This is a genomic window from Streptomyces sp. NBC_00162 (assembly GCF_024611995.1).
In the GTDB taxonomy this organism is placed as follows: domain Bacteria; phylum Actinomycetota; class Actinomycetes; order Streptomycetales; family Streptomycetaceae; genus Streptomyces.
Map to the genome: position 1 here is coordinate 6,412,249 of NZ_CP102509.1, position 13,463 is coordinate 6,425,711.

Sequence of the window (13,463 nt, forward strand, 5' to 3'; positions counted from 1 at the left end):
CGTGGAAACCACCCTTTGGGGTGAACTCACATCAGGTGGCTGCCCGTTCACTCACAGTAGGTAAAGATTCCCGGGACGAGGCCGTCGGCGCGCGATGTCCCCCATTGGCGGCGCGACGGCACCCATCTCCCTGGGGGTTCCACCACCTTGAACAGCAACACCTTCCGCATGCCCGCGGCCGTCCTGCTCGCCACGGGAGCGGTAGCCCTGCTCACCGCTCCGCCCGCCTTAGCCACGGGAGGCGGCGGAGCCGGGGGCGAGGGCAAGGCCGGCGCCGTCGTCCTGCGCACCGGACTGGACGTGGGCCTGCTCAACAAGACCGTGCACATCCCGCTGAAGACGACCCTCAACGAGGTCAACGCCCCCGCGACGGCCGAGAAGACGGCGCTGACGGTCACCCTCGACGGCGTCGAGGGCGGTACACCGGTCAGCGTGCTCCGCGCCGACGTGGCCACCTCCAAGGCGACCGCCGACAAGACCCGGGCCGAGGCGGAGGTCAACCTCGCCAAGGCCCGGGTGCACGTGCCCGGCCTGCCGGCGCTCTCGCTCATCGAGGTCGAGAAGGTCACCTCCAAGGCCGTGTGCGAGGCGGGCAAGCAGCCGGTGGCCACCTCCAACGTCCTCGGCACGGTGACCGCGCTCGGCAAGAAGGTCACCCTGACGGCGGGCGGCCCCACCAAGATCGAGGTTCCGGGCGTGGGCCTGGTCAGCCTGGAACTGTCCGGTACGCAGACCACCTCCACGACCGCCGCCGCGGCCGCGCTCCGGCTGAAGGTGTCGGTGAACCCGCTGAAGCTGAACGTGGCCGAGGTGGAGGGCGAGGTCGTGCTCGCCGAGGCGCACTGCGAGTCCCCGACGGCCCCGGATCCCGCCCCGTCCTCGAAGCCGGACGTCAAGCCCCAGACCGGGACGGGCACCGGCTCCGGCGCCGGGTCCGCCATCACCACCGACGCCAACCTGGCGGAGACCGGCGGCGGTTCGCTGACCCCGTACGTCGCGGGCGGTGCGCTGGTCCTGCTCGCGATCGGCGGGGGCGCGCTCCTGGTGACCCGGCGGGGCCGGACCTCGTAGCGCGGCCAGGGGCCGGGCCGCGGGCCGCGCGCCACCCGAGGAGCACACGGAGGGGAGTGCTCAGCGGGTGGCGCGCTCGGCGGGCGGCGGGCCGCCGGCTCACCGGGTGGCGTGCTCCAGGCCCTGTCCGCCCGCGCCGCGGGACAGCACGGCCTCGCTGACCTGCTGATCGATCCGGACGTACTCGCCCCGCTTGGCGGCGGGGAGCGTGGTGTCGGATGCCGCGCAGGAGGCGCAGACGACGCGGAACGGCGGCCCCATGTCCGAGTACTGCGTCAGGAACTCGGCCTTCACCACCTCCCAGCGGCCCGCGTGGGCCGCCGCCGGGGCGAAGGTGAACCGGGGGACCGACGACTGGTTCCCGCGCAGCTTGTCGGCCGGCACGAAGCTGGCGACCTGGTCACCCATGCCGAAGACCACCCAGGTGCCGTTGATCTTCTCGTAGGGCTGCGGCACGTGGTTGTGCGTGCCGATGATCAGATCGATGTCGGGGAGCCCGTCGGTCCCGCGGGAGGCGGTCAGCGCCTCCGCCAGCTCGCGCTGCTGCTCATCGGGCGCGGTCTGCCACTCGGTGCCCCAGTGGACGCTGAGGACCACCACGTTCGCACCGCCGGCCCGGGCGGCGCGGGCATCGGCCAGGATCCGGTCCTTGCCGATCAGGTTGACGGCCCACGGCTTGCCCTCGGGGAGGGGTATGCCGTTGGTGCCGTACGTGTAGTCCAGCTGGGCGACCTTCGCGCCGCCGGCCGACATCAGGGCCGGGGCCTTGGCCTCCTCCGCGCTGCGGGCGGAGCCGACGTGCGCGATGCCGACCCGGTCGAGGTGCTCGAGCGTGCGCGCGAGGCCTTCGTAACCGTCGTCCAGGGTGTGGTTCGAGGCGGTGGAACAACTGTCGTACCCGGCGTCCTTCAAGGCGTCGGCCAGCTGGTGCGGGGCCTTGAAGAGCGGGTATCCGGTGTAGGCGCCGCCGGGGCGCCCGTACGGTATCTCGTGATGGCATATCGCCAGGCCGGCGGCGGAGACCAGGGGTTTGACCCCGGCGAGTATCTTCCGGAAGTCGTACTCGCCGGCCTGGCCGGCGTCGTCCGCCGACCGCTGGACGATCGACGGGTACGGGATGATGTCGCCGGTCGCCACCAGGGTGAAGGGCTGCCCGGCGGGGGCGGCCGGAGCGGCAGGTGTGGCGCTCGCCGTCGAGGCGGGCTTGCCCTGGAGCCGCTGCTCCGGGGCCGCCGGCTCGCCGCCGCTCTCCAGCAGCCGCGGCATGGCGAGGATCCCGCAGGCTATGACGGCCACACCGGCCACGGTCGCGCCCATCTTTGCGGATGCCTTCATTCCCAACCCCCGATGTCACACAGCCCTGCGGGGATCATCGCCGACCCCCGCCCCCGTGGACATCGTAGGCAGCCGTCCGGCTGAGTGCCGGTCAGCTGCTGTCCGCGAGGGCCAGCGCGTGGTCCAGGGCCTGGAGCAGCCGGCCCGTCGTCGCCCGGTCGCGGACCGCCAGCCGGAGCCAGGAACCGTCCAGACCCGGGAAGGTGTCCCCCCGGCGGACGGCGAAGCCCAGCGCGCGCAGCCGGGTGCGCACCTCCGCGCCGCCCGCCACCTGGATCAGGACGAACGGCCCCTGCGCCGCCTCCACCACCGTGACCTCGTCGAACTCCTCAAGCCCGGCGAGCAGATGGGCCCGGTCCACCGCGATCCGCCGCGCGGCCTCCTCCGCCTCGGCCAGCGCCGCCGGAGCCACACAGGCCTCGGCCGCCACCAGCGCCGGGGTGGACACCGGCCACAGCGGCTGCGCCGCCGCCAGCTTCGCGATCACCTCCGGCTCGGCCAGCACGTAGCCGATCCGCAGCCCCGCCAGACCCCACGTCTTCGTCAGGCTCCGCAGCACCACCAGCCCCGGCAGGTCCATCCGGCCGGCCAGGGCCTCCCGTTCGCCGGGGACCGCGTCCATGAACGCCTCGTCCACCACCAGGATCCGGCCCGGCCGGGCCAGCGCCGCCAGCGCGGCCGCCGGGTGCAGGACCGACGTCGGGTTGGTCGGGTTGCCGACCACCACCAGGTCCGCGTCCTCGGGCACCGCCGCCGGGTCCAGCCGGAACCCGTCCGCCGCCCGCAGCACCACCCGTTCCACCCGGTGGCCCGCGTCCCGCAGGGCCGCCTCCGGCTCGGTGAACTGCGGATGCACCACGACCGGGCGTACGGCGTCCAGGGCCCGGGCGATCAGCACGAAGGCCTCGGCGGCCCCGGCCGTCAACAGAACCCGCTCGACCGGCAGCCCGTGCCGGTCCGCCACCGCGGCGCGGGCGGTCCGGCCGTCCGGGTACGCGGAGAGACCCCCGAGGGAGGCGGCGATCCGCTGCTTGAGCCACTCCGGGGGCGTGTGCGCCCGTACGTTGACCGCGAGGTCCACCAGGTCGGCGCCCGCGTCGATCACCTCCGCGTCGCCGTGGTGGCGCAGATCGTGCGCGTGCGCCGTGGCCACCGCGCAGGTCGCGGCCACCGACCGCCGCTTCGGCACGAGGAGTTCACCACCGCCCGCGAGCGCCGCGGCCTCCGCCACCGAGGAGGTTCCGGCGGCGGTGCGCGCGGCCTCCGACGGATGCGGCACGGTGATCGCGGCCAGCTGTTCGGCGGGGTAGCCGATGAGGGGCACGCCGAAACGTTTCGCCGCGCCCGCTAGCCCCGCCTCGGCCGCCTTCGAGTCCACCGTGGCCAGCGCCGTCACCGCCCCCGGGGCCAGCCCGGCCCCCCGCAGCGTCTCCTCGACCAGGGCGCAGACCTCCGCCACGGAAACCCCCGCGCGTCCGCCGACACCGACCACCAGCTGCGTCACGTACTCGCCCACCGGGGTCCTCCCTCCGTAGTCATCGTCACCGTCACGATCGCCGTCGCCGGCCGGTCGTCAACAGTCCGCCGCCCGCCACCCGGGCGCGGAAGTGCACGCGGGCCCGCGAATCGGTATTCAGGGGCACATGGCCGTGATCGTCGCACTGTGCGCGTTCCTGATGACCCTGGCGGGCGGATGGACGGCGCAGCGCGTCACCGACCGCCGCCACCTCGTGCTGGGCCTGGCAGGCGGGCTGATGCTCGGCGTCGTCGGCCTCGACCTGCTCCCGGAGGCCCTGCACGCGGCGGGCCGAGAGATCTTCGGCGTCCCGCTCGCCCTGCTGCTCTTCGTGGCCGGGTTCCTGGTCGCGCACGTCGTGGAACGGCTGCTCGCCGTACGCCAGGCCGCGCACGGAGCCGAGGACGGTGCCCGGGCCCCGCAGGTCGGGCTCACCGCGGCGGCCGCGATGGTCGGTCACAGCCTCGCCGACGGGGTGGCCCTGGGCGCCGCGTTCCAGGTCGGCGGGGGGATGGGGGTGGCCGTGGCGCTGGCCGTCATCACCCACGACTTCGCCGACGGGTTCAACACGTACACGCTCACCAGCCTCTACGGGAACGACCGCCGCAAGGCCGTGATGATGCTCTTCGCGGACGCCGCCGCCCCCGTCGTGGGCGCGGCGTCCACTCTGCTGTTCACCCTTCCGGAGGAACCGCTCGGCGCGTACCTCGGCTTCTTCGGAGGAGTACTGCTGTACCTGGCGGCCGCCGAGATCCTGCCCGAGGCGCACCACGAACACCCCGCCCTGTCCACGCTGATGTGCACGGTGGGCGGGGTGGCCGGGATCTGGCTCGTGGTGGGGATCGCGGACTGATCCCGGCGGAGTCACCGGTGCGCTGCCGCGGCCTGCGCGAAGCGCCCGGCGACGGAGGGCGCCGCCGCCCAGTGCGTGTGCAGGTAGCTGGCGTGCACGCCCTGCTGTACGAAGCCCTCGACGCGGCGTTCCGGGTGGGTGAACCCCCAAGCCGCGGTGGCCCCGGCGCCCGGCTCGATCACCGTGCGGTGGAACTCGTGCCCGCGCAGCCGGGTACCGGCCGGTGCGAGCGCACTGTCGGACACCGCCACCGCCTCGCGGTAGCCCAGCGTGAGGCGCTCCGACATCCGCGCATCGGCGTCGAGCACCCCGCACATGGGCTTCCCGTCCAGGGACCGTGCGAGGTAGAGCAGCCCGGCGCACTCGGCGGCCACCGGGCCGCCCGCCGCGGCGAAGGCGGCGACGGCCGCGCGCAGCGGTTCGTTGGCCGACAGCTCGGGCGCGTACACCTCGGGGAAGCCGCCGCCGATCACCAGGCCGGTGGTCCCCTCGGGCAGCGCCTCGTCCCTGAGCGGGTCGAAGGTGACGACGTCCGCCCCTGCCGCCGTGAGCAGCTCCGCGTGCTCGGCGTACGAGAACGTGAACGCGGCCCCGCCCGCGACTGCGACCACCGGCCGCCGGCCGGGGGTCCGCGCGTCCGGCGGGCCGGATTGCCCGTAGGGCGATTCCAGCCCCGCCGGCGTTTGAGGCGCGGGGTTCGGGGCGGAGCCCCGAGTGCCCGTCAGGGCACCTTCCGCCGACCACGGCTCGCAGGCCAAGGCCGGGGCCGTGCGGGCCAATGCCATCAGGGCGTCCAGGTCGCAGCCGGCCCGGACCTGGTCGGCCAGGGCAGCCACGGCGGCCAGCGCATCGGCACGCCGCTCGGCGACCGGCACCAGACCCAGGTGCCGCGAGGGCGCGGCGACCTGCGGAGCCCGCCGCAGCACGCCGAGCACCGGCATGCCCGCCTCCTCCAGCGCCTCCCGCAGCATCACCTCGTGCCGGTCGGAGCCGACCTTGTTCAGGATCACGCCCCCCAGCCGCACCTGCGGGTCGAAGGACGCGAAGCCGTGCACCAGCGCCGCCACCGACCGCGACTGCGAAGAGGCGTCGACCACCAGCACCACCGGCGCCCGCAGCAGCTTCGCGACCTGCGCCGTGGACGCCAGCTCACCCCGCCCCGCCGCACCGTCGTAGAGGCCCATCACGCCCTCCACCACCGCGAGGTCACACCCGGCCGCCCCGTGCGCGAACAGCGGAGCGACCAGCTCCGGCCCGCACATGAAGGCGTCGAGGTTGCGTCCCGGCCGGCCGGTGGCCAGCGCGTGGTAACCGGGGTCGATGTAGTCCGGCCCCGCCTTGTGCGGGGACACGGCGAGGCCGCGCTCCGAGAAGGCGGCCATCAGGCCCGTGGCGACGGTGGTCTTGCCGCTGCCGGACGACGGCGCGGCGATTACCAGACGAGGCACGTTGAACCGGTACGCGGTCACCACTCGATGCCCTTCTGGCCCTTCTGGCCGGCGTCCATCGGGTGCTTGACCTTGGTCATCTCGGTGACGAGATCCGCGAACTCCAGCAGCTTCTCCGGCGCGTTGCGCCCGGTGATCACCACGTGCTGGGTGCCCGGACGGTTGCGCAGCACCTCGATGACCTCGTCGACGTCGATCCAGCCCCAGTGCATCGGGTACGCGAACTCGTCGAGCACGTACAGCTTGTGCGTCTCGGCCGCCAGATCCCGCTTGACCTGCTCCCAGCCCTCCTTGGCCGCCTGCTCGTTGTCGAGCTGCGCGTCCCGCTGGACCCAGGACCAGCCCTCGCCCATCTTGTGCCAGACGACGGAGCCGCCCTCGCCGGATGCGCCGAGCACCTTGAGCGCGTTCTCCTCGCCGACCTTCCACTTCGCCGACTTGACGAACTGGAACACCCCGATCGGCCAGCCCTGGTTCCAGGCGCGCAGCGCCAGCCCGAAGGCCGCCGTGGACTTGCCCTTGCCGGGCCCGGTGTGGACGAAGACGAGCGGGCGGTTGCGGCGCTGGCGCGTCGTGAGTCCGTCGTCCGGAACGACGTTCGGCTGTCCCTGCGGCATTACGCGGCCCTCCTGGTGCTGTCGGATGCGGAAGATGTCACTGCGGTACGTACGTTCTTCACGAGCCCGGCCAGCGAGTCGGCCCGCAGCCCGTCGAGGGTGACGGCGGGCCCGCCCAGATCCGTGGCCAGTACCCCGGCCAGCCCCAGCCGGACCGGCCCCGTCTCGCAGTCCACGACCACGGACGCCACGCCCGCGGCCTGGAGCAGCCGGGCGCTGCGCCCCGACAGCTCGCGCGGGTCGCCGCCGACGGCGCCGGCCGAGGTGGCCCGTCCGTCGGTGACGACGACGAGCAGGGGCCGGCGCGAGGGGTCCCTGAGCCGCTCGATCCGCAGCACCTCGTGGGCCTTCAGCAGCCCGGCGGCCAGCGGGGTGCGGCCACCGGTCGGCAGCTTCTCCAGCCGGGCCGCGGCCGCGTCCACCGAGGAGGTGGGCGGCAGCGCCAGTTCGGCCGTGGCCCCGCGGAAGGTGATCAGGCCGACCTTGTCCCGGCGCTGGTAGGCGTCCAGGAGCAGCGACAGCACGGCGCCCTTGACCGCGCTCATGCGCTGCCGGGCGGCCATCGAGCCCGAGGCGTCGACGACGAAGAGGACGAGGTTGCCCTCGCGGCCCTCCCGCGTCGCCTGGCGCAGATCGTCCTTGCGGATCACCAGGCCGCGCCCGTCGCGGCCGCGCGCCTTCTGGTGCGGTGCGGCCGCGTGCACGGTGGCCGCCAGGTGCAGCTTCGTGAGCTGGCCGCGGGGGCGCTGGGCGCCGGTGGTCCGGCCGTGGGCCGTACGGGCACGCGAACGCCGCCCGGCAGCGCCCTCGCCGAGGCCGGGCACGCTCAGCATCTTGGTCCGGAACGGCTCCGCGGCCCGTACGGCGGCCTGCTCGGGCCCGCCGGCTCCCTGGGAGGAGGGCTGAGGGGCCTCGGGGGCGTCCGCGGGGGCGCTCTCGGTGGACTCCGATTCCGACTCCGGTTCCGGCGGGGCGTCGGAGGTCTGCGGACCGTTGCCTTGCGGGGGCACCCCGCCGCCCCCGTCGGGGCCGCCGCCGTCGTCGTCCGGGCCGCTGTCGTCCGGTCCCTCCGGCTCCGGCTCCGGTTCGGGCTCCGGCTCCTCGTCCTCGAACCGGTCCAGGATCTCGTCCAGCTTGTCCTCGTCCAGGCCCGGCGCGTCGAAGGGGTTGCGCCGCCGCCGGTGGGGGAGCGCCAGCAGCGCGGCCTGCCGTACGTCCTCCTTCAGCACCTCGGTCCGCCCGGCCCAGGCGGCCAGCGCGGTCGCGGTCCGGGCCATCACGATGTCCGCCCGCATGCCGTCGACCTCGAAGCCCGCGCAGGTCGCGGCGATCCGGAGCAGCGCGGTGTCCCCGAGCCGGACCTGCGGGAGCAGCGCCCGCGCCGCCACCACCCGGGCGCGGACCTCGTGTTCGTCATCGGCCCAGCGGGTCGCGAAACCGGCGGGGTCGTCCTCGTAGGCGAGCCTGCGGCGCACGACCTCGACGCGCTGGGCGGGCTCGCGGGAGGCGGCGACCTCGACGGTGAGCCCGAAGCGGTCCAGGAGCTGCGGGCGCAGCTCGCCCTCCTCGGGGTTCATGGTGCCGACGAGCAGGAACCGTGCGGCGTGCCGGACGGAGACTCCCTCGCGCTCGACGTACGAGGCCCCCATCGCGGCGGCGTCCAGCAGCAGGTCGATGAGGTGGTCGTGGAGCAGGTTGACCTCGTCGACGTACAGGATCCCGCGGTGCGCGTCGGCGAGCAGGCCGGGTTCAAAGGCCTTCACGCCTTCCGCCAGGGCCCGTTCGATGTCGAGGGCCCCGACGAGGCGGTCCTCGGAGGCCCCGACGGGCAGCTCCACCATGCGGGCGGGCCGGGCGGCGCCTGGGCCCGGCTCGTGCGGGCCGTCCGGGCAGGCCGGGTCGGGCGCGGCCGGCGCGCACGAGAACCGGCATCCGGGGACCACGTCCACCTGCGGCAGCAGCGCCGACAGCGCGCGCACGGCGGTGGACTTGGCGGTCCCCTTCTCACCGCGCACCAGCACACCACCGACCGCCGGGCTCACGGCGTTGAGCAGGAGCGCCAGCCGCAGGTCGGTCTGACCGACCACTGCGGTGAACGGATAGGGCGTGCTCATGCGTTGCTCACTCCTTCGAAGGCGCGGGTCCGGGCAGAGCCCGGTTGAGGGAAGGGGCGGGGTGGGGGAGAGCCCCGCAGGGCCGCGGCCGTCACGGCGCGCCCGGCGGGAGGAACGGCAGGCCCGCCGGGGCTCCGCCTTCGATCAGCCGCAGCAGCGCATCCGTGTCGGCGTGCTCCGCGATCAGGTCGCCCAGCAGGTCGAGCTGTTCCTCCCGCAGGGAGGAGAACGAGGTGTCCGGCGCCGGGACGAACCGCCGCCCGGCCGCCGCGGCCACCTCCCGCAGGAACGCCCGGCGGAAGCCGTCCGACTCCAGCGAGCCGTGCCAGTGCGTCCCCCACACCGACCCGACCCGGCACCCGTCCAGGAAGGGCGTCCCGCCCAGCACCTCGGCCACGCCGTGGTGGATCTCGTACCCCTCGACCGGCTCCCCGAGCGCCGAACCCACCGGCCGCGCCAGGGTCTTCTCCCGCTCGAAGCGGATGCGCACGGGCAGCAGCCCGAGCCCGTCCACCGCACCCGCCCGCGATTCGACCTCGTCCTCGATGTGCTCGCCGAGCACCTGGAAACCACCGCAGATCCCGAGCACCGGCCGCCCCTCGGCAGCCCGCCGCAGCAGGGCGTCCGCCAGCCCGCGCTCGCGCAGCCAGGCGAGGGCCTTCACCGTCCCGCGCGTCCCCGGCACGACGACCAGGTCCGCGTCGGCCAGCTCCTCGGCCCGGTCCACGAACCGCACGACCACCCCCGGCTCCGCCGCGAGCGCGTCGACGTCCGTGAAGTTCGACATCAGCGGCACCGCGCACACGGCGACCCGCAGCACGTCCTCGCCCACCGGAGGGGCGACCACCGATTCGCGCACCGCGCCCCGCAGGGAGACCCGGAGCCCGTCCTCCTCGTCGATGCCCAGCCCGTGCTGGAAGGGCAGGACCCCGTACGTGGCCCGCCCGGTCAGGCCGCGCAGCATCTCCATGCCCGGCTCCAGCAGCGAGACGTCACCGCGGAACTTGTTGACCAGATATCCGGCGATCAGCGACTGGTCCTCCGCCGACAGCAGAGCCGTCGTACCGAAGAAGGACGCGAAGACCCCGCCCCGGTCGATGTCCCCGACCACGACCACCGGGAACCGCGCGGCCCGCGCGATGCCCATGTTCACGATGTCGGTCCGGCGCAGGTTGATCTCGGCCGGACTCCCCGCCCCCTCGCAGATCACGGCGTCATACGTGCCCCGCAGCTGCTCCAGACAGTCCGTGACGATGCCGAGCAACTGCTCCTGCCTGCCCCCGTGGTAGCCGCGGGCGCTCATCTCGCCCACCGGCTTGCCCAGCAGCACCACCTGGCTGCTGCGGTCGCTGCCCGGCTTGAGCAGGACCGGGTTCATCAGCGCGGTCGGATCCACGCCGGCCGCCTGGGCCTGCATCGCCTGGGCGCGGCCGATCTCGGCGCCCTCCCGGGTGACGAAGGAGTTCAGCGACATGTTCTGCGCCTTGAAGGGCGCCACCTTGACGCCCTGGCGGGCCAGCCAGCGGCAGATGCCCGCCGTGACCACGCTCTTGCCCGCGTCCGACGTGGTTCCGGCGACCAGCAGTCCGCCGCCGCGCTTCGCGCCGCTCATGCGCGCCCCCTCCGTGATGTGCGCGAGACCAGCATCCGGGCCGCCACACAGGCCCCCAGCGCCAGCCAGGTCACCTGCCGCGACAGCCGTACCGCCCGCTCGATGTCCGCGACCTCCACCGGCCGCCCCGTCCCGCCGTTCAGCACCGCCCGGTGCTCGACCCGCCCCCCGTACGCCAGGGTGCCCCCCAGCCGTACGCCGAGCGCCCCCGCGAAGGAGGCCTCCACGGGCCCGGCGTTCGGGCTCGGGTGCGCGGCGGCGTCCGCGCGCCAGGCCCGTACGGCTCCCCGCCGGTGGGGTCCGGCCAGTACGGCGGCCAGCGCGGTCAGCCGGGCGCCCGGCCAGCCCGCCAGATCGTCGAGCCGGGCGGACGCCCAGCCGTAGCGCAGGTAGCGGGGGGACTTGTGGCCGACCATCGCGTCCAGGGTGTTCACGGCGCGGAAGGCCAGCAGCCCGGGGACTCCGGCGACGGCGCCCCACACCAGGGCCCCGACCACCGCGTCGGAGGTGTTCTCCGCGACCGACTCCACGACGGCGCGGGCCATCTGCTGCTCGTCCAGGGCTTGCGGGTCGCGCCCGCACAGGTGCGGCAGCCGCTCGCGGGCCACCTCGGCGTCCCCGGCGGCGAGCGCGCCGCCGATGGCGCGGGCCTCCCGGCCCAGCGAGGTGCCGCCCACGACGGCCCACGTGGCGGCGGCGGTCAGGGCGATACGGGCGGCCGCGGGCCGGGAGCGCACGGCGCGGGCGCCCAGCGCACCGACGGCGGCCGCGCCCCCGGCGCACACCAGGGTGTGCAAGAGGCCCCGGGCGCGGTCGTCGCGCCACAGGGCGCGCTCGACGGCGGCGGCGGCTCGTCCGAAGGCGGCCACGGGGTGCCCACGGCGCGGATCCCCCAGGATCCGGTCGCCGATCAGCCCCGCCGTGACGCCGTACGCGAAGACGCGATCGGCACGCATGGTGGCAGGTATGTCCTCACTCAGGGTCCGCGCCCTGGTTCGACGTGTCCGGCGGCGAGAGTTCCTGGCTCCCGGGTCGCACTCGGTCGAGTGCCCCGGTGACAGTGGCGGGACCGCGCCGGATTCGCACCGGACTTCCTCTCCATGCCGCCGTATTGGCTCGCGCAGTCCACCACGCACCGCGAACGCCCGTCAACTCGCCGTTGACCTGCGACGGGGCTGCGGTGGGGCGTGTGGCGGGGCATGCGAAAGCTCCCCCCGGGGAAACCCGGAGGGAGCGTTCACGCGTGACGTGCGTGTCAGGCGACGATCAGGTAGATCCCGTAGCCCACGGCGGCCGCGACGAGCGCGAAGCAGGCGTACGCGCCGCTGCGGGCCAGGGTGGCGGTGCCGCCCTGCTCGGTGGCGGTCTCGTGCTTGGACAGGCCCACCAGGCCCAGGGTGAAGAGGGCCACGAGGGCGACGGTGGCGGAGAGGCTGACCCCGAACACGGAGCCGAGTGCTTCCCAGTCGATCTTCATACCGCTGATTCCTCTGTCGTTCTCGGGGTCAGACCGCCGCGGCCGGAGCCGCAGGCGTCGCGGTCGCGGCCGGGATGGTGGCCTTGAGGTCCTCGTCGGTCACGGCGGCGGTCGTACCGGCCGCGGCGGCGGTCGGCGGGACGGTGACGGCGGCCATGGCCGTGGTGACGACACCCGGCTCCTCGGCGCCGGCCGGCTCCACCTCGTTGACGTTGTGGTGGTCGACGACCTGGCGGCGCGAGATGAACCAGATCGCGGTGCAGGAGGCGACCAGGAACACCGCGACGACGGCGACGCCGACGTCACCGGTGCGCATGACCAGCTCGGCACCGGAGGCGACGAGGGCGGCGGCCGGCAGGGTCAGGCCCCAGGCGATGAACATGCGGGTGGCGGTGGACCAGCGGACCACGCCGCCCTTGCGTCCCAGGCCCGCACCCATGACCGCGCCGGAGCACGCGTGGGTGGTGGAGAGGGAGAAGCCGAGGGAGGAGGAGGCCAGGATGACGCTGGCGGCCGAGGTCTGGGCGGCGAAGCCCTGCTGCGGCTGCAGGTCGGTCAGGCCCTTGCCCATGGTGCGGATGATGCGCCAGCCGCCCAGGTAGGTGCCCATCGCGATGGCCATACCGGCGGAGACGATGACCCAGACCGGCGGGTTCGAGCCGGGCGCGAGCGCGCCTCCGGCGACGAGTGCCAGAGTGATGATGCCCATCGTCTTCTGCGCGTCGTTGGTGCCGTGCGCGAGGGAGACGAGGCTGGCCGAGGCGATCTGACCGGCGCGGTAGCCCTTGGCGGAGGTCTTCTCGCCGACCTTGTTGCCCAGCTTGTACGTGACCTTGGCGGCGAGCATCGCGGCCAGACCGGCCACGAGGGGCGCGGCGATCGCGGGGATCAGCACCTTGGTGACGACGACGCTGCCGTTGACCGCGCCCATGCCGGCCGAGGCGACCGCGGCACCGATCAGGCCGCCCATCAGGGCGTGGGAGGAGCTGGAGGGAAGGCCGACCAGCCAGGTGACGAGGTTCCAGAGGATCGCGCCGACCAGGGCGGCGAAGATCACTTCTGGCTGGATGCCCTCCTCGTTGACCAGGCCCTTGGAGATCGTCTTGGCGACCTCCACGGACATGAACGCGCCGACGAGGTTGAGCACGGCGGACATGGCCACCGCCGTCTTGGGCTTGAGGGCGCCAGTCGAGATGGTGGTAGCCATCGCGTTGGCTGTGTCGTGGAAACCGTTCGTGAAGTCGAACACGAGAGCGGTGATGATCACGATCCCGAGGAGAAGCGTTATGTGCTCCATTTACCCAGGCTTCTGTTTGACGTCAGTGGCTCGGCGACCGTAGGCAATCTGGATGAACGGAAGGTGAACTGATGCGGGCTTAATGGTGTCTCCACCTGGGGTGCGATCAGGTCATTCGTCCCG

The 13,463-nt window shown here is 73.9% G+C and carries 11 protein-coding genes and 1 riboswitch; of the genes, 2 read left to right on the forward strand and 9 right to left on the reverse strand.

The window, feature by feature from the left end; translation table 11 throughout:
• Positions 1 to 147: 147 nt before the first annotated feature.
• Entirely contained in the window at positions 148 to 1,071 is a 924-nt protein-coding gene (locus tag JIW86_RS29720; protein ID WP_257556880.1) for an SCO1860 family LAETG-anchored protein, read from the forward strand.
• A 99-nt stretch (positions 1,072 to 1,170) separates the two neighbouring features.
• Here JIW86_RS29720 and JIW86_RS29725 read toward each other — a convergent pair whose 3' ends face one another.
• On the reverse strand, positions 1,171 to 2,406 hold the full coding sequence (locus JIW86_RS29725) for a CapA family protein (RefSeq protein WP_257556881.1): 1,236 nt from the start codon (positions 2,404 to 2,406) through the stop codon (positions 1,171 to 1,173).
• A gap of 91 nt (positions 2,407 to 2,497) precedes the next feature.
• Positions 2,498 to 3,922: an Rv2231c family pyridoxal phosphate-dependent protein CobC gene (cobC, locus tag JIW86_RS29730; protein WP_416237615.1), complete on the reverse strand. Its 1,425-nt coding sequence runs from the start codon at positions 3,920 to 3,922 to the stop codon at positions 2,498 to 2,500.
• Positions 3,923 to 4,049: 127 nt separating this feature from the next.
• On the opposite strand from cobC, the gene JIW86_RS29735 reads away from it, so the two are divergent.
• On the forward strand, positions 4,050 to 4,775 hold the full coding sequence (locus JIW86_RS29735; RefSeq protein ID WP_257556882.1) for a ZIP family metal transporter: 726 nt from the start codon (positions 4,050 to 4,052) through the stop codon (positions 4,773 to 4,775).
• Between the two features lie 11 nt (positions 4,776 to 4,786).
• Here JIW86_RS29735 and JIW86_RS29740 read toward each other — a convergent pair whose 3' ends face one another.
• The 7 genes from JIW86_RS29740 to JIW86_RS29770 all read right to left on the reverse strand — a co-directional run bounded on the left by JIW86_RS29740 (position 4,787) and on the right by JIW86_RS29770 (position 13,340).
• Complete coding sequence (locus JIW86_RS29740; protein ID WP_257556885.1) at positions 4,787 to 6,223, reverse strand: cobyrinate a,c-diamide synthase; 1,437 nt, start codon at positions 6,221 to 6,223, stop codon at positions 4,787 to 4,789.
• A 17-nt stretch (positions 6,224 to 6,240) separates the two neighbouring features.
• Positions 6,241 to 6,840 carry a cob(I)yrinic acid a,c-diamide adenosyltransferase gene (gene cobO / locus JIW86_RS29745; RefSeq protein WP_215139878.1) on the reverse strand — a complete coding sequence of 200 codons (600 nt, stop codon included), beginning with the start codon at positions 6,838 to 6,840 and terminating at the stop codon, positions 6,241 to 6,243.
• Complete coding sequence (locus JIW86_RS29750; protein WP_257556886.1) at positions 6,840 to 8,954, reverse strand: putative cobaltochelatase; 2,115 nt, start codon at positions 8,952 to 8,954, stop codon at positions 6,840 to 6,842. The genes cobO and JIW86_RS29750 overlap by 1 nt, the downstream gene beginning before the upstream one ends.
• Before the next feature lie 91 nt (positions 8,955 to 9,045).
• Positions 9,046 to 10,566: a cobyric acid synthase gene (locus JIW86_RS29755; RefSeq protein ID WP_257556887.1), complete on the reverse strand. Its 1,521-nt coding sequence runs from the start codon at positions 10,564 to 10,566 to the stop codon at positions 9,046 to 9,048.
• On the reverse strand, positions 10,563 to 11,522 hold the full coding sequence (locus JIW86_RS29760) for a cobalamin biosynthesis protein (protein WP_257556888.1): 960 nt from the start codon (positions 11,520 to 11,522) through the stop codon (positions 10,563 to 10,565). The genes JIW86_RS29755 and JIW86_RS29760 overlap by 4 nt, the downstream gene beginning before the upstream one ends.
• A 37-nt stretch (positions 11,523 to 11,559) precedes the next feature.
• A riboswitch (cobalamin riboswitch) is annotated at positions 11,560 to 11,703 on the reverse strand.
• A gap of 118 nt (positions 11,704 to 11,821) precedes the next feature.
• On the reverse strand, positions 11,822 to 12,043 hold the full coding sequence (locus JIW86_RS29765; RefSeq protein WP_215139874.1) for a hypothetical protein: 222 nt from the start codon (positions 12,041 to 12,043) through the stop codon (positions 11,822 to 11,824).
• 28 nt (positions 12,044 to 12,071) lie between these two features.
• The gene (locus tag JIW86_RS29770; RefSeq protein ID WP_257556889.1) at positions 12,072 to 13,340 is read right to left on the reverse strand and encodes an inorganic phosphate transporter; all 1,269 of its coding nucleotides are present in this window, start codon (positions 13,338 to 13,340) and stop codon (positions 12,072 to 12,074) included.
• Positions 13,341 to 13,463: the final 123 nt, after the last annotated feature.